This is a genomic window from Balneola sp., assembly GCA_003712055.1.
GTDB lineage: Bacteria > Bacteroidota > Rhodothermia > Balneolales > Balneolaceae > RHLJ01.
Genome location: RHLJ01000006.1, coordinates 255,821 through 274,228 on the forward strand (window position 1 = coordinate 255,821; position 18,408 = coordinate 274,228).

Below are 18,408 nucleotides of genomic sequence, written 5' to 3' on the forward strand. Positions count from 1 at the left end.
AAAATTTGGTTTTTCAATACTGAGAACCGGGAAAATCGACATGAGAATAAATTATTGTTACCGACTTGGGAGTTTGATTCAAAATGGTTAGTCTTTTGGCAGAACAAAAAATCAAGAAGAAAGAGTAGCCTTCAAGTTTTAGCGGATATTGTGTAGTCTGGAAAACCGTGGTTAAGAAAAGGGCATCTGATACTAAACGTCTGTTCGGTTAAGAAATACTCTTCTATAGGTTATTTAGCAATCAAAAAAATCAAAGGATATGAAACGATCTTTTTACGGGTTAATTATAGCCCTCCTCGGAATAACTACACTCAAGACGAGCTCATTAAAGAATTACTAGAAAGAATAGAAAAATTAGAAAAGGAGAAATGAGATGAAGCGAGTAATCTTTGGGATAATTATAGCCCTCTTAGGAATAACTACATCTGTTAATGCGCAATGGACTACTTCAGGAAGCAATATCTATTATAATGCTGGAAGTGTTAGCATTGGAACCGCCAGCACCAATGGTACATTTTATGTGTCAGGTACAATTAGGTCTACAGGGTTATTAGGTAACCTGAACCAGGCGAGCGATATTGGTCAACAACTTGAACTTGGTACAACCGCACTAAGTACACTCAGATTTGATTCAGATGAGTGGAGATTATACGCCGGAGGGGTAGGAGCTAGTGGAGAGATATTTAGAATTTCCGAGACGGGTCAGGCCACTTTTAGCGGAAATATAGATTTAGGAACGAATGAAATTCAGTTTTTGAGCGCTAGCGGTGGCAATAACAGGATATATAGTGTGGGAGGTTCGGTTTTTGGAACATGGACATTTAAATCGCGATTTGACGATATGGTATTTAGTTCCGGTGAAAATGATTCCAATAGGAGGCATATAATCTTTCAAACGGGTGATACGGAAAGAATGAGAATTGATAAGAGTACTGGTAATATAGGTATAGGTACTACAACTCCTGCTTCTAAACTCGATGTGGATGGAGGAGATGTGTACATAGGAAGCGAAGTAGCGGCCAATGGAACAAGAAGGCAATTAAGAATCTATGGATACGACAATAATGAGAGGTTCTATGGTACCATGCATTCCAATTATGATGACCTAAGGAGAACCTTTGATATCAGTACTAGTGATGCTACCCAACAATTAAAGCTTGATGCTTCTGCACATGATGATGGAAAGATTACTCTAATGCCAGGAACCAATGTAGGAGTGGGTATAGGTACTTTAACAATGGGTTCGCACAAGCTGGCAGTAGAAGGTTCGATTGGAGCAAGAGAAGTAATTGTAGAAGCAACCGGCTGGCCTGATTATGTATTCCATGCCGATTACGAACTCAGCACACTGGCAGAAATTGAAGCCTACATCAAAGCCAAGGGCCATTTACCGGAAGTACCCTCTGCCAAACAAGTAGAAGAAGAAGGACAACACCTGGGAGAAATGCAGCAACTCCTGCTCAAAAAAATTGAAGAGTTGACACTATACACAATTAATCAGGAGAAGGTGATAAGTACTCAACAAGAGCTATTGAACAAGCAACAAGAGCTCATTAAAGAAATCACTTTAAGGCTAGAACAACTAGAAACTCAAAACTAGAGACCATCATGAAAACCTTTATAGCTACTTTTTTGATTCTAATTATTAGTACGGGGTTGGGTTATGCACAAAGTAACTCACTACTAATTTCAAGCGACAGCACCTTTTCGACTCCCGGTACTGGAAATACGGTCGGACAGATTTTGATGAACTCCTATCCCAGTAATCGAACACTCCAAATTCTTCCTCAAAGAACAGGCGATGGAGACTTACTCAATGGATATGTGTTTGATGTTTCCTATACCAATTCAGGTGCTACCAATGGTTTTCTGTTTCGTACCGGTTCTAACAATAGAATGATTATCAATGAAAGTGGGAATGTTGGGATCGGTCTAACGAATCCTATGAGAGAACTAGATATAGATGGAAGTATAGAACTTAGTGGAAGTATTTATGGAAAAACTACAGACTATACCTATTACACAATTGCAAACGGAGGAAACTATAACCACGCGTTCTATACGCGAACAAACACAGGAGCTTCTTCGGAAAGATTCAGAATAGAAGGAGGAGCAATTATAGATGATATTCTAATTTCGAATAGTAATTTCAATGTGAATTCTGGACAACTATATGTTGAACAGTCTACTGGAAAAGTTGGAATTGGTATTACTAACCCATACTCTGATTTGCAAGTGGATGGAAGCTTCGGGGTAGGCAAATTCAGTACTTCCAATACCTCTGGTTTTATGATTAACTATGTTGATGGCGGATCTGGAACCACCACTTTTAAGCAAAATCGATGGGGAGCTCATTATTATTTCAAAAGGAATAGTTCTTCAGGCGAAGAAACACAGTTTTATTTAGGGTCAAATGGAGGGGCTGGGAATCGAATGGATATTTACAACGCCGATGACGAAGTAAAAGTAAGATTACATTCCACTAGTGATTCCTATTTTACGGGTGGGGAAGTTGGGATTGGAACAACAAATCCATCGAGATTATTACATGTTAATGGCTCAACTACGGATGTTGTTTCTGCCTTTGAAAGCACAGATAGCGGAACACAAATTGCTCTAACCGATAACTCGGGCTCCTTACGGTTAGGAACATTGAGCAATGGAGGATTTGCTTTAAGCGTGGGCGGAGATGCAAGTTCAACTACAGGGGAAAATGTTACTGAAGCGATGAGAGTTACATCTGCTGGGGATATTGGAATAGGTACAACTACCCCAGGCAACAAACTCGAAGTAAACGGTTCTATACGCTCTAAAGAAGTAATTGTAGAAGCAACCGGCTGGCCTGATTATGTATTCCATGCCGATTACGAACTCAGCACACTGGCAGAAATTGAAGCCTACATCAAAGCCAAGGGCCATTTACCGGAAATACCTTCAGCCGAAGAAGTAGAAGAAGAAGGCCAACTCCTGGGAGAAATGCAGCAGCTTCTACTCAAGAAAATTGAGGAAATGACGCTCCATCTCATTGTTCAGGAAAAGGCGATCGACAAAGGACAAAAGACGGAGGAAAAGTTGATCCGGAAATTAGCAGAGCAGGAAGCAATAAATAACCATCTACAAGTAACAATTAACGAGCTCATCAAAAGAATAGAACGCCTGGAACAAGGCAATGAAGAGTAAAACATAGAATCCATCACCAATAACTATACCTTATGTCGAATAGTAATCCATCCAGTACGAATAGCTCACTTTTATATGGGGTGCTTGTTATAGCATTAATCGCGCTGGGATTAAGTGTATACCAGTTCATCACCCCCAAGCAAATTGCTTTTGTTGAAAGTAATGTGCTATTGGCGGAGTACTCCGAATCAAAGGAAGCCAGGGAAGAACTCAATACCAGAATTGAAGAGTGGCAAGCCAATGTAACCACCCTAAATAATGAACTGGAAGCATTAAACACAGAGCTGGTGGAACAGGCAGAAGGATGGAGCCAATCCCAACGAGATACCCATCTTCAAACCATGCAGCAAAAGCAACAGGAACTAGGGCGATATAGTCAGGCCGTGAACCAGCGAGCTGCCGAACTGGAAGCCGAACTTATGGATCCGGTATATGCCACCATCAACAACCGGGTAGAAGCTTTTGCCAAAGAATATGGCTACTCCTTGGTTTTTGGTACGGTACAGGGAGGAAATATCCTCTATGGAGCGGAAACGGTAAATGCTACCTGGGACTTTATCAACTACCTGGAAGGAGATGAGTAAACGTAAGCTCACATATCTTCCTTTCGCTCTCGTTGCTTTTGCTTTACTACTTGTACAATGCAAAAACTATGAAGTAGATAGCCTGGAGGAGCTACAGCAGCTTGTTTCCAATCCTCCCCCTGAGCTCAGTAAACAGGTAAGCCAGGGTGATTTTACCTTCCAGATCGATTATTTACCGTCCGAATTCCTACTACTCCGGGAGTATGAATACCTGGAAGAATTGAAAGAGCGAGAGGCCAATGAAGAAGCTATCAGCCGGCAGCTGGGTTACCTGGAGCAATACCGAAAAGGGTATGAGTCGGTGCACCAGTTTAAACTGACTATTACTCCCAATGATGATACCGACTTAATCTACGCCAAAATGGGGCAGGGTTTTAACAGTTATAGCCAGTGGCTCCAAAAACTGCTTTTTGGCATCAAGGACGAGATTAACCTCCAATTGCCAGATGGCACCGAAATACCTGTGGTCGATTACCGAATGGATCGAAATTATGGAACATCCCCTTCACGAACCTTTTTACTCACCTTCCCAAAAGAATGGAATGGGGAGCAACTTATGAAGCAGGATTATCTGCTCCTGGAAATCAACGAATTTGGGTTAGGAACCGGAAAAGTACAGGCGAAATTCTCTATGCCTTTTCCAACCATTATTTATACCAATCAAAGTCTGGAACACAACAACTCTTAGTCAATCATGAGAATGAGAACCAAGCATCCAATACCAACCATACACACCATCATGAAGAACTCAGTCAAGATCACAATGCTGCTATGTGCAGTAACTCTATTCATAGGAACTAGCAATACCTGGGCACAAGGACCGGTACAACCCGAAGCCATGCAGTTTGAGCCAGTGGATGTAACCGATGTGGTAAACCTGGCTACTGGGGATTTTGTGTATACCATACCGCTCATGGAAGTCCCGGGACCAGAGGGTGGCTACCCAATTGTGCTTAGTTACCACTCCGGTATTGGCCCCAACCAACCTGCAACCTGGGTGGGACTGGGATGGACCTTAAATCCAGGAGCAATTAACAGAACTATTAGTGGATACCCGGATGACTATGATGGGGATATAGTTAAAACTACCTATAAATCTGACAAAAGAAGCGGTTGGGGAGTTTCAATAGGAGCTGGTTTCGGAAGTTATGGATTGAACATGGAGTATGATACTCATAGAGGTTTTGGAGGAACGGTAAGTTTGGGAATAAAATCAGGTGGGCCTGGATCTGAAACTGGATTAGGAGTCGAATTTGGTTATCACCAAAAAGAAAAGTTTAGTCTCAATGGGTATGCAAGTGTTGCTGGAAAATCTAGAATTTCTATTGGCACAGAAGGTGCAAGTTTTAGTGCTAATAACCTGCCTTTTTCTCCAAGAATAAGTTCAAATGGAGATAATGTTAACCTTTCACTCCAGGCAGGAAGTATTGGAATGTCTCTTAACTCAAATCAGAAAGGCGCTAATTTTGGGATTGCAGGAAGTGGTTTTTCTACTTCTACCACTGCAGGAGGTGGAACATATAACTCATTTAGTTTTTTTCTCCCCATCCCAACACCCTATGGGTTTACGCTAAATTTAGGATACTCAGAATGGGAGTGGTATCTGGATGAATTAGATGTAGAACCTAGTTATGGGTTTTTAAATAAAACTGAGGGGCAAAAGAATGAAAGAATTGCCTCAGGTAAATATCTTTTTCCAGCAAACGATGTATTTAGTGTAGCTTCTCAAGGCTTCTCGGGGATGTTTCAATCTTTTGACCATCGTGCCTTTATCATGGAAGATCATGATGAAAGAGAGAAAAAAGGTGAACTTCATTTTTCTAAAACGATTAATTCAATTCCATACGATTTTAACGGAGTTGATCAGGTAGGATATAGGTTTTTGAATGATCAAGGCTTTAATTTTATAAATAAAAGTGCAGATGCAAGCTGGGGAGAAAATTTAAATTCTTTTGATAACGAAAGAGTTCAGTCTAGTATCATTATTTCGGAAGAGTCATCTAGTGGTAGATTAGAAGGTTTTTCGGTAATAAAAAGTGATGGTAGTACTTATGTATATGAAGAAAGTATAAATAACTACTTCCAGTATTCTGAGGTAGAAGTCAATGATGATGGAAGTATCTTAAAGAACACGAATTCACTTAATTCAACTTTCGGTACTTCCTGGTTATTGACATCAGTAGAAGGGAGTGACTATGTAGATCGACCACCATCTGGTTACGGCCCTGAGGATTGGGGGTATTGGGTTAAGTTTAATTATACCCAGGATGACAATGCAGAAGTTTGGCGCGCTCCCTTTCAAGGCACTGCTCCTACAGAAGATCCATCTGCCAAGACTTTTAGTGCTGGTATAAGAGATGTTAAGTATCTGTCATCTGTTGAGACAAAGACCCATATAGCATCCTTTACACCTGCACAGAAAAAGAAAACGTCGCCAACTCAAAGCCTTAATTTTGTGAATTATCCTCAAGGTGTAATTGGTAGTGAAGCAGGGGTGTATGATTTTAGAGGCGATTTTTCATGGGTTGAAGATTATTTGAATCCTGGAGATCCGTTTGTAACTGTCCGCAGATATGCAGTTGGTTGTAGTGCTGGCCAGGTTTGTGAACCGGATTACGATAATCCTACAAACGAAACCACAATTTCTTATAACACAGGGATAGTTGATTATGATCCAGCTAAAGATGTTACTGAAATAGATGGTGGTACTGGTTTGACAACTTCTTATTCATGTCTATCAGTACCAAATTCAAATCCTCCTCAAGTACTTTGTGTTTTTTCTATTGCTTACCTGGAAATGGATCAAATCATGAATGCCCAGAAGAATTATCAAAAAAGCCTTTCCTCAATTTCATTAAAAGAAAAAATATCAAACGAAGTAATTCAATCTATTTCATTTGAATATGATTATTCTCTCAGACCTAATACCAATGGTTCTACTGCAAATGTAAGTGACGGAGCAGATGAAGGTAGTCTAACCCTTAAAGCGATATATTTTAAAGGAAGAAATAGCACATTGGCTTTTCCTCCATATAGATTTCAATATGCAAATAATGATGCTCCTTTTTCAGGGATGAATCCGGGTTATCATATTGAAGACATAGATAGATGGGGAGTTTACAGAGATCCAGATTATGACAATACTCTTACTCCTCAAGACAGAGCGAATTATATAAGGGAAACACCACAAAATAAAAACAGAGCTGATAAATCAGCAGCGTGGAGTCTTACTAGTATAACTACCCCAAATGGAGCCAATATAGGGATCGAATATGAAAGCGATGACTATTTCTATCTGAATAATGAGCAAGAAGTAAGTGCATCCGAATTAGTTGACCTTAACAAAGCCGATGCATCAGGGAATTTCCTTTTTATTAGCACTCCTAGTTCTCCATTATTGAATATGGAGTTGGGTGATAAGCTGATACTTATTGAAAAGAGGGTAACAGTTTATAGTGAAGTTGGGGATCCAAGTAATAATACTATTATAAGTCAGGGAATTATAGATGATGTTTTTACCTATATAGATATCATCCCTGCCCTTCCAAGCTATGAATTTGATAAAGATATTTCTACCTACGTAAAAGAGGATAGCTATACAAATGGAGATGGGACAGCTTTTGATAAGTATGATCAGATATATACTTATAAGTTGGGTATCCTTAAAAATCAGGTATATGGGGGAGGAAGTCGTGTCAAATCTATTACTTCAAAAGATGGTACTAACTTCCAAAAAACTCTTTATTTATATAAAAATGGAAATATTTCAAGTGGGGTTATAGCATCTCTACCTAGAACTGCATTACATCAAAAACACGGGTTATTTGAAACTGATATTTCAGCTACTTCATTAAACTACGGAATTGTATCAACTGGAACGGCTTTCGATAAAAAGTATGATTCATACCATATGAATGGAGAGTACTCCTATGGTAGACCTTCCCCAGGTGTGCTTTATTCAAATGTAGTAGTAATGAATGTGGATGAATTTGACAATCCCATTAATGGTTATACCGAATTTGAATTCTATACTGCAAAAGATCATCAGTACACTGTTGAAATAACCAATGAGTTTGATTCAGATGATAGAATATTGTCTATAAAAGACTATTCTGGTATCTATGGAAAGCCTAAGGCAACTACATTCTATGAACAGATAAATGATGCTCCTTCGGATGCCATTTTTAGACCTATAGGCAGAACAGAATATCACTATCAATTTAGTGACAAGCTAACAGAGTCAGCAAATGTACTAGGCGAGAATTTTGTGGCAGATAACGATTTGAGTAAGCCTCTCGGAAGTACACAGCAAAAATATATTTCATATCACGAGACTACGAATGGTAACTGGGAAACAACAAGAATAGAGAGAATCAATTACAATGTATTCGAATTCGCTCAAACAGTGGAAGAATTTGAATATGAAAACGATACTGACATAGTAGAGTCAAATAAACTGGTTAAAAAGACCAGAATTATAGGATTTGATAAACATACGGGTCAGGCATTAGTAAATGTAACTCAAAGTGAGGAAGCGGGAGAGCTTCTAATAGATCAAACTACTCCGGCTTGGTGGAAGTATTCGGGGATGAAAACCGAGAATATGCTTTCTCAAAGTTTTGAAAGCAAAACGTTCAGAACAGATGAAGCATCACTTAGTTATTCTATTGCTGATATAAATGATGTTGAGATATTGAAGCAATATCCTTTTCCAAATGAAGATGTTATTGCAAGTTCTGTAAATACCTGGTCTCAATGGGGTGATGAGAATGTCTGGAGAAAGAATGACAGCTATCAATATGTTACTGGGTTTGCTTATCTCCCTTTTCCTGCTACGGATCTTGGATATAGCCAATCTGATTACGTCTTTGCTACTTCTTCTAAACCCTGGGAGATGACATCCAATATTAATCAGTATGATAACTTTGGCAATGTAATAGAGTCTTCTAATAAAGACGGAACTTTCAACTCGGTTATATACGATGATGGTAATAATAGTCTTGTAAAAGCCGTAGCAACAAACGCCAAGTTTTCTGAGGTTATTTATTTAGATTTTGAAGACGAGAGTAACTCTGCTGGTAGGACTGGCGAATCAGCTAAATTCTTTAATGGAAGTCTTAATATAGCCCAAGCTCCACCAACTCCTTCATTTGGTGGTAATTATAAAGCTTATCTTTGGTTGTATACCACCGCTGTTACAACAATTAATGGCAAGACCATACCCGCCGAAAGTCCAGCTCGATGGAGGTTAATCAAGGAAAGTCTTAATCCCGGGGGGGCAATTAATGTAAACGGAAATGGGTATATAGATGATATTACTATTATTCCTGAGTATGCTTCCATAAGCTATTTCTCCTACGATCCTGTTACCTGGAAAGTAAAAACAATGACAAGCCCCAATCATAGAACTACTTTTTATGAATATGATGATGTCGGTAGATTAAAACTTACAAGAGATTTCGAGAACAATATCTTGTCTAAAAATGAGTATGGATACTCAGGAGAATTTTACATAGCTGTTTCTCCGGATAATCCTACGGTTTCTAGTCCGGTAACATTTACAGTTAAAAATACCATTGACGATTCAGATGCTTCATTGTCAGAATATATCTGGAGTTTTGGAGATGGTGATGGTGCTCAAAGTACAGGTAGCAATTCAGTTACCCATACTTATAATGATGCGCAAAACTTTACGGTTAGTTTAGCTTTAAAAAACTCAGATGATATTAGTAGGAAGTTAATTCATGAGGTTTCTATCGGGGTCCCTATAAATATTACATTTGATGAACCTAGCATCATGGACTGCAAAACTCCGGATGATATTGTATTACCAGTTCCAAAACTTGCAGATCCGCCTGCTCCTAATGTTGTATGTGACGTTTCACTTGAGGCTTTTACTTCAAATACGCTTGGAGCGATTACTTATGAGTGGAGTAGATATGATGAAACGAATGATGAATGGAATGTTATAAGTGGTGCTAATTCTAGTTTACTTGAACTAAGTGAAGAGCCAATAGGAAGTGTGACTGTAAGACTAAAAGTTACTGATACAACTAATTCAACATCAGAGAGAACAACAACTATTTTTGTGGGGGAACTATAATGAAAATTTTCAAAGAAATAACCGTCACTTCATTTAGTTTTGTTTTTTTATTTTTGCTATCAGTGAATACAGATTCACTTTTCGCTCAAGGTCAAGTAATCAACAGTCCTAATGCTAGTACTGTATGTACTCAAGGACAAGTTTGTACCATTGATTGGTATATTTATGCAGGTGTATTAGATATAAGAATAGAATATCAAATACAGGGCGGTTCATGGGTTACCATAATTGATATGACCTCTCCACATCAAACGGGTTCTTATGATTGGACAGTGCCTAGCTCTTTAACGGCTGGAAGCTATAAAATTCGTATTGGACAAAGCCAAAGTGGTGGATTGTACTACGCGTATTGGTCGGAAACGCCGTACTTCCAGATAAATGAAGCCCCATATTTAAATGTAGTACAGCCTGTAGCAGGAAATTATGTGACCGGCTCAGAAGTAAATGTTCAGATTAGTACAAATCTCACCAGCTATACTCTTCATTTAGAAGATATGGATTCAGGTAGTCTTACTCCTTTGTCTCTAAATGCAAGTAATCAATGGGTAATAGAGTCATGGTCAAATACTGGAGATTATAGAATTGTTGTTGAAGAAACCGGGGGAGGGTTAATTTCGGAATCAGATGTAGTATCGGTATCTAACCCTGAGGGAGGAGTCTTTAATCTGAATTATATTCGTACTAAAACGGCAAGGGTTCCAGCGCAGACTGAGGCGGCATTTGACCTTTTAACCTCGACTTCTGGAAACATCGTTGATCAGGTAAATTACGCAGATGGATTGGGGAAAGTACGGCAATCTATCACACTTCATTCTACTACTGCAGGAGATCATATGGTAAATCCCATAACCTACGATAAAACAGGACTCTCGACCACTTCCTATTTAGCATATCCAACTAGTGAAGGTACCGTTGAATTTAAGGAGTCAGCCATTGAGGCTCAGCAACGTTTTTTTAATAACCCATCCTCTAATGTAGCTGTAAATACTCATCCATACTCGGTGACTGTAAATAGAAAATCTCCATTGCTTACAGTTGAAGAGCAAGGGGCTCCTGGAGCTGATTGGCAACCTGGGCAATATTCTATAGAGAATGAAAGTCGCTTGAATACAATAGCAGATGCTGTAATAAAATGGAAAATAGATACAGATATAAATAATAATGGACTTAAGGATTCTAATGAATTAGAAACCATGGTTGGTGATCTTATTGGCGAAGGCTATTATCCAGCAAATGAATTAACAGTTATTGTTACTAGTGACGAAGTGGATAATAAAACCGAGGTGTATGTTGACCGTCAGGGAAGAGAAATTTTAAAAGTAGGATATCAGGATATAAATACTCCTGTTAAAACCTACTATGTATACGATACTTTCGGAAATCTACGATTTATAATTCCTCCGGAAGGAGTCGAAGCAATAGGAACACCTACATTCCCTCTGAATTGGACCGAGAATAATGTGATACGCTCAAATTGGTTAACAGAAATGCGCTATGATGGATATGGTCGGTTGGTTGAAAAGAAAATCCCAGAAGCGGATTGGGTATATACAGTATATGATAAACTAGGAAGAGTTGTTTTGACCCAGGATGGAAATATGCGTCTAAACGGTGACTGGTTTTTTACCAAGTATGATATAAGAGGGCGAGCAATTGTTACGGGAGTGTATACTGAAAATGATGCATTACTTGATACTCGAGAAGAAATGCAAGCAAAGGTGTTTTCAGAAACTACCTTTTGGGAGAGGAGAGATGGTACTGATCCTGATATAAATCATGGATATACTAATAACCTAGCCTTCCCCAAAGGGGGAACTGAAGCAGGAGTCCAATTATGGAGTATTACTTATTTCGATGATTACGATTTTGATAGTAATGGTACCCAGGATGAAAGTTTTGTAAAGCATATAGATTTTGACCCTCCTACAGGAAGTAATCTAGTAGATTATGAAGTGGATTTATCCAGGGTAGATGGCTTAGTTACTGGAAGTAAAACCCGGGTATTAAATCAATGGAAAGTTATAGAAGAGAATATTGTAGAGTATGATGCTCACAATTTTTCCAACGATGAAGTGTATTATATCGGGGTAGATGAGAATTATTCCATTACGTTAAAACCAGGTTTCTCAACAAACCCCGGACAAAAGGTAGTAATTGGAGGTCCCGACGTTGTTCCAATCGAGGTATTTGATGATTTTGATAGGGGAAACTGGTTGGAAGGAGTCACTTTTTACGACCAGTATGGAAATTCTATCTACACTAAGAGTACAAATCATGTGGGAGGCACGGACGAAAACTGGACCTTATATACTTTTGACGGGTTAGTTGCTGAGACAAGAACAAAGCATGTTTCTTCTACTGACACAGTGAATATTTCTCAGAACTTTGTGCATGATACACAAGGTAGGTTAATTGAAGAGTATCATAATGGAAGATTGATTTCAAAGTTGACTTATAATGAATTAGGCCAGGTAATAAAGAAAGAACTGGATGACTTTAATGGTTCTTCTTTTGTACAAACACTGGATTATACCTATCACGAAAGAGGCTGGTTGGAAAGTGTTAATGACAGATATCATTTAAATGATGACGTATTTGCATATGAACTCACTTACAACCCCAATGGAGATATATCCGAACAAGAGTGGAATAGTCAACAAACGTATCGACAAAGGTATACATATACTTATAATGGTTTGAACCAGCTTACGAAGGCAGATTATATTTCATTTATTGGAGGTAGTTCAAGTTCTGATAATGGTTATGGAACAGAATATACTTACGACCTAAATGGCAATATCAGTACGCTTAAAAGAAGAAGTAGTGGAACGTTGATTGACGATTTGTCCTATTTCTATGGAGGTCTCTTCACTAAAGGGAATCAGATTTATAGGATAGATGATCTCGCTACAAACCCCTCTAATGGATTTATTAACAACACAGTTAATGTAAATCCAGATGAATACTGGTACGATGAAAATGGGAATATGACCTTTGATGCAAATAAAGGAATATTATCTATCAGGTATAACTATATGAATCTGCCTGAGCAGATTACCTTTCACGATGGGAATAAATTATCCTTTTTGTACGATGCTGCTGGTACAAAACTCACTAAAGTTACACAACCGGTAAGTGGAATTGGGGTTACTACGGATTATTCTGGCGGATTTGTTTATGAAGATAATGATCTGAGTTTCTATACCTTTTCTGAGGGAAGGGTAAGAAATACCACGTACGAATATGATCTTAAAGATCATTTAGGGAATGTAAGATCAACCTTTACGGTGTACCATGGCGGTACGCCGCTCGTACTTCAGGAGGATAGTTATTATCCATTTGGGTTAAAGATGCCAAGTCTTTCTTATATAGCCTCCGGAAGTGAGGAGAACAAATTCACCTACAACGGCAAAGAGCTAGAGAACGAGTTTGGATTGGATTGGTACCATTATGGGGTGCGATTCTATGATCCTGCTGTAGCCAGGTGGTGGGCGGTTGATCCTTTGGATGTGGAGTTTAGTCCTTATAATTATTCTTTTAATAACCCAATGAGATTTATCGATCCTGATGGAGCTGCACCTTTAGATTGGGTAAGGAATCTTGAAACAGGAGCATATGAATGGCATGCCAATGTAATGTCAGAAAGTGATACTCCGGATGGTTATTCCTATGTTGGTCGCTTCTTATCTGATGTACAAGCCGATTTTAACTCTCGTACTCCTTGGTATAATACATGGTCCAAGCCAATAATTTTTCTTGATTATTGGCCTGGCGAAATAAGTGAATATGAAATGGAAACAATTTCTTTATGTGTTTGTGATAATCCAGCTTCGATATTTATAGGAGGTGGAGCTGGTATAAGTTCTTCAATTAATAAGTTAAATAGGTCAAGAAGAGTATTAAATGCATTAAATTTTAGAAAAGTAGTTGCAACAGGACAAGAGCATCACTTATTATCAAGAAAGATTTTAAGGGCTCTTAACTCTCATCCAAAACTAAAAAATGTTTTCCAACGAGATGATTATGTATATAAGGCTCTAAATGCGGATGCTCATAAAGGATATCAAAAGTGGCATCGATTATACGATGAAACAGTTGTTAAGTGGGTCCAAAATAATCCATCTGCTTCGAGGCAAGATTTTTTGAAATATTTACATAATCTACATCAACAACAATGGCTTAGGACTAGGATACCTAATGTGAATTTAATCAAATAATTAGATGTACTTTTTTGCAAATACAAATAAGCTTTTTTCTGACAACGAATTTGCTTACGGTGAACAAAAAGATGGTGACTTCAATACTGGAGAAGCAGAGTTCTGTAAAGTTTGTGGACATCCTATTAGTATGTTGGAATGGTTATCTCCATTGAGTATTAGGGTCTCATCTAAGGCACTTGGAGATTTTATATTTGGTACTTATGTAGGTTTTATACTCTCCGAGAGAGTATTGAACTTATATGAGAATTCTGGATTGACTGGGCTAAGTAATTTTCGAAGCGTGGATATTTTTTATAGGGGGAATCTTTTAAAAGAAAAATATTACTACCCAAAGATCAAAATTATAAATGCCTATGTTGATTATTCTAGTTTCATATTTTCAAAGATAGACAAGTGTTCTTTTTGCCAAAAAGGGGGGAGTATAATTGATAAGATTAATGGAGTGAGTTTTTTGCATAAAGAACAAATATCCAGTGATATTTTCTTTACTACTTCGATTGGGCAAGGAGTTTTCTTTGTATCGGAATTTTTCAAAAAAATGATTGAAAATAATAGGCTTAGTAATTTTAGTTTAATTGAGTCACAAAAATATTCGTTTGGAGAATTTCATATCTAGACCAAGTAAGAAATCGTCAAGCGAACACCTCTATATCTTGGACCCGGACAAACCAATCCGGTTAAAACCTATTATGTATACGATGAGAATAGTAACCTGCGATTTATTATACCACCAAATGCAGTAAGTGAAATAGGGCCAGTAGTACAATTACATTATCAGAAGATGGGCCTACTTCTATTAGGGAAAACTGGCTTACCGAGATTAGATATGATGTATATGGCAGGGTTATTGAGAAAAAGATTCCCGAATCGGATTGGGTGTACACCATATATGATAATTTGGGAAGAGTAGCGCTTACCCAGGATGGTAATATGCGTGTCAATAATGACTGGTTTTTTATCAAGTATGATATCCGTGGCAGATCCATTATTACAGGTCTTTACAGAGAATCGAATACCTCAAGACAAACCCGGCAGGGGATGCAGGATCATCTTGAAAGTGAGACCAACTATTGGGAAAACAGATCTGCCCTAAGTTTTAGTGCGCAGCATGGGTATACCAATGACCAGGCATTTCCGCAGGGATATAATGGGGTTGAGATATGGACGGTTACCTGGTATGATGACTACGACTTTAATTATGATGGCACTCCGGATGAAAATTTTGTGAAGCATGCTGACTTTGACCCTCCTTCAGGAAATAACCTCGCTGAATATGAAGTTGATCTCAACAGAACGGATGGGATGGTAACGGGTACTCTAACGAAAGTGTTAAATGATCGTCAGGTATATATAAATGACTTTGGAGAATACGATTCCAGCGATGTAAGCACTGCTGATGAAGTGTACTACATTGGATCAACGAATAATAACTACCAAATAAGACTTTTACCTGGGTTCAACACGAATCCGGGACAGAAAGTCCATATTGGTAGTTCAGATATAGCCGTACCAACAGAAATAATGGATGGGGAATATCTTCAAGGAGTAACCTTCTATGATAAATACGGAAATTCCATTTATACAAAGAGTACGAATCATGTAGGAGGTACCGATGAGAGTTGGATCTTATATACTTTTGATGGGCTTATCTCAAAAACAATTGCTAAGCATCAATCTGCAAGTGAAAACATCACTATTAGAGAGCGTTTTGAGTATAATACTAATGGTACACTTTCTTCGCAGTACCATCAGATTGATAATGGTACGGAAGAAAAAATCACGGCGCTGAGTTATAATGAGCTTGGCCAGATTTGGAAGAAATATCTTCATAATGATCCATCACAAGTACAGGGTACGGTTCCCTATTCTCAAACCCTGGATTACTTGTACAATGAACGGGGATGGCTTAAGAGCATAAATAATCCTGACAACCTGGTTGATCCTACCTACGGTAATAACGATTTATTCGCCTATCGTTTAAGTTATAATTCCACCGCTGCAAGTGGATCAAACGCGGGATTATATAGTGGAAACATCACCAATATGGAATGGCGGGATAGTGGGGGCAGGCATTGTTTCGATTATTTCTATGATGGGCTTAATCAACTTTCTAATGCAAATTATGTAGAGAATTGTGATAGTCAGGATGAGTTTTCTTCCCTTACTCCAAACGCTCATGGTACCAATTATCAGTATGATCTGAATGGGAATTTGGAGTTCTTGTCAAGAAGGAATCAAGGTAGTTTTATTGATAGCTTGAATTATACATACAATGGGATTGGCAACAGAATTACAAGTATTGATGATGCTATATCTGGCACTGAAGGATTTCGAGATGATTATCTTTCAGTAACTACTGAGTATATCTATGATCTAAATGGGAATATGGTTTCTGATGCCAATAAAGGGATAAATTTTATTACCTATAACTTGATGAACCTGCCTGAGATCATTGAGTTTGAGGACGGTAATAAGATTATTTATTTGTACGACGCGACGGGAACTAAGCTTGCTCAAACTACTTATCCTACTGGAGGAGGAACTGGGGTCAATACGGAGTATTCTTCTGGTTTTATATATGAAGATGACGCTTTAAGCTACTTTTCATTTAGTGAGGGTACGATACGCGAAGTGAGTGGTAATTTTAGGTATGAGTATAATTTAACCGACCATTTAGGAAATGTACGCGCTACCTTCTACCCCTATATCCTAAATAGTGCCAATTTATTACAGAGAGATAGTTATTATCCATTTGGATTAAGAATCCCTGGCTTGAGTTACCTGGCAAGTGGAACAGAGGAAAATAAGTTTACCTATAATGGTAAGGAGATAGAAGACGAGTTCGGTTTGAGCTGGTACGACTATGGAGCTAGACTTTACGACCACTTAACTGGTAGATGGTGGAATATTGATCCTTTAGGTCAATTTCACAGCCCCTATCTAGTAGGAGCAAATAATTTAATTGCTTTTAAAGATAGTGATGGAGAATGGGTGCACATAGTAGCGGGAGGTTTGATTGGGGCGGCCGTAGGAGTATACAACGTAGCTAAAGATAAAGGTTTAAACCCCAAAAATTGGGACATGAAAGATGTAGGAAGAATTATGGTTAGTACTGCTACAGGGGCAACAATTGCTGCAATTCCAGCTACAGCTGGAGTTTTTGTTGGAGGTACTAGCGCGGGAGGTATTAGCGCTCTTGGGAATATTGCCGATCAATCAATAAGAAACATTGGTACTGAGAATGAATTTAACTATTTAGAAACTGCAGTCTCTGGATTATCTGGTGGACTATCATATGCAATAGCTCAGCCGGCAACAAGTTGGTTGTCAAATAAGGTATATAACATCAGAAATACTCCTACTTATGATAATGGTTGGTTAAGATCATATAAATATCCAACATGGTATAAATTGGCCAGATCAGAAAAGTTACCAGGGTTCACTACCTCTATCGGTAATAGCACTGGAGATTTGCTTGGTAATATCTTTAACATTACAAACCAAAATACTTGGTTGAGGTGGTTCTCTTCAGAGAAAATTCCTCATGGGTCAGTAACTGTAGAAGAAGGGACTTGTTATTGTATAACTGAAAATTAAACTCTATATGGATTATATAAGCCTTAATCACTTTGAAAATAAAAGAGAAGTAGAACTATATTCATTTATCAATTTAGTTCCATTACTTCTAGCTTGGACAATTTTTGTTTTTACTAAAATGTATTTCCAATATGATGCTCTATTAATTTTAGTTTTTTTGTCATTTTATTCGGTTATAAATCCTATGCTTATTTTTTACATGGGAAGTAAGCTATTTGCAATGAAGGATAGATTAGTTTTAAAAAAAAGAAATAAGTGTAGCTATATCTTAATTTCAGAAATAAAAAAAATAGAAATAAGAAAAAGGCCATTAGGAAAAGATTTTTACAATAGCTTTATAGAGATTTTATTTCTAATGACAAACAATAAAAAATATACAATTAGATTTGAGTATAGTTTATATATAAGTAATAATAAAAAACTAGAAACTTTTATTAATATGATAAATAAAAATTATCCAAAATTTAAAAATATTGAGCATCAAAATACTATTCCTACAATAGATGGGAAGTTTAGTAAAGTTCAACTTTCTTTGCCTTATGAGTATAGTGATTGCTCATCGGATTTCGACTAATAAAGTAGATCCATCCCAACCTAGCCTTTAGTTTAAAAGAGATAAAAATACTCTATAGATTCAAAGCGGACAGAGGTGAACTAGCCCTCTAGCTAAGCATTCTGGCTTATCTTGCGCATGAGTCCTCTGTACGCCTTTTGAATCAGTGAA

At 37.9% G+C, this 18,408-nt stretch carries 9 protein-coding genes; all 9 read left to right on the plus strand.

The annotated features are described in order from the left end of the window. The first annotated feature begins 373 nt into the window (after positions 1 to 373). Entirely contained in the window at positions 374 to 1,600 is a 1,227-nt protein-coding gene (locus ED557_14560) for a hypothetical protein (protein ID RNC79736.1), read from the plus strand. A gap of 8 nt (positions 1,601 to 1,608) precedes the next feature. Beyond that, positions 1,609 to 3,180, plus strand: a complete 1,572-nt coding sequence (locus tag ED557_14565) for a hypothetical protein (GenBank protein ID RNC79737.1) — start codon at positions 1,609 to 1,611, stop codon at positions 3,178 to 3,180. Positions 3,181 to 3,212: 32 nt separating this feature from the next. Beyond that, a complete protein-coding gene (locus ED557_14570) occupies positions 3,213 to 3,764 on the plus strand; it encodes an OmpH family outer membrane protein (protein RNC79738.1) in 552 nt (183 codons plus the stop codon). Further along, positions 3,757 to 4,452, plus strand: a complete 696-nt coding sequence (locus tag ED557_14575; protein RNC79739.1) for a hypothetical protein — start codon at positions 3,757 to 3,759, stop codon at positions 4,450 to 4,452. The genes ED557_14570 and ED557_14575 overlap by 8 nt, the downstream gene beginning before the upstream one ends. 6 nt (positions 4,453 to 4,458) lie before the next feature. After that, positions 4,459 to 9,867, plus strand: coding sequence for a PKD domain-containing protein (locus ED557_14580; GenBank protein ID RNC79740.1), 5,409 nt, complete (start codon positions 4,459 to 4,461; stop codon positions 9,865 to 9,867). Then, the gene (locus tag ED557_14585; protein RNC79741.1) at positions 9,867 to 14,084 is read left to right on the plus strand and encodes a hypothetical protein; all 4,218 of its coding nucleotides are present in this window, start codon (positions 9,867 to 9,869) and stop codon (positions 14,082 to 14,084) included. The genes ED557_14580 and ED557_14585 overlap by 1 nt, the downstream gene beginning before the upstream one ends. A 4-nt stretch (positions 14,085 to 14,088) precedes the next feature. After that, on the plus strand, positions 14,089 to 14,703 hold the full coding sequence (locus ED557_14590) for a hypothetical protein (protein RNC79742.1): 615 nt from the start codon (positions 14,089 to 14,091) through the stop codon (positions 14,701 to 14,703). A gap of 260 nt (positions 14,704 to 14,963) precedes the next feature. Beyond that, complete coding sequence (locus ED557_14595) at positions 14,964 to 17,684, plus strand: hypothetical protein (protein RNC79743.1); 2,721 nt, start codon at positions 14,964 to 14,966, stop codon at positions 17,682 to 17,684. 7 nt (positions 17,685 to 17,691) lie between these two features. Further along, a complete protein-coding gene (locus ED557_14600; protein RNC79744.1) occupies positions 17,692 to 18,258 on the plus strand; it encodes a hypothetical protein in 567 nt (188 codons plus the stop codon). Positions 18,259 to 18,408: the final 150 nt, after the last annotated feature.

Bases quoted from the DNA above. Each gene is read 5' to 3' on its own strand.
- ED557_14560 (RNC79736.1), top strand. From the start codon at position 374: ATGAAGCGAGTAATCTTTGGGATAATTATAGCCCTCTTAGGAATAACT.
- ED557_14565 (RNC79737.1), top strand. From the start codon at position 1,609: ATGAAAACCTTTATAGCTACTTTTTTGATTCTAATTATTAGTACGGGG.
- ED557_14570 (RNC79738.1), top strand. From the start codon at position 3,213: ATGTCGAATAGTAATCCATCCAGTACGAATAGCTCACTTTTATATGGG.
- ED557_14575 (RNC79739.1), top strand. From the start codon at position 3,757: ATGAGTAAACGTAAGCTCACATATCTTCCTTTCGCTCTCGTTGCTTTT.
- ED557_14580 (RNC79740.1), top strand. From the start codon at position 4,459: ATGAGAATGAGAACCAAGCATCCAATACCAACCATACACACCATCATG.
- ED557_14585 (RNC79741.1), top strand. From the start codon at position 9,867: ATGAAAATTTTCAAAGAAATAACCGTCACTTCATTTAGTTTTGTTTTT.
- ED557_14590 (RNC79742.1), top strand. From the start codon at position 14,089: ATGTACTTTTTTGCAAATACAAATAAGCTTTTTTCTGACAACGAATTT.
- ED557_14600 (RNC79744.1), top strand. From the start codon at position 17,692: ATGGATTATATAAGCCTTAATCACTTTGAAAATAAAAGAGAAGTAGAA.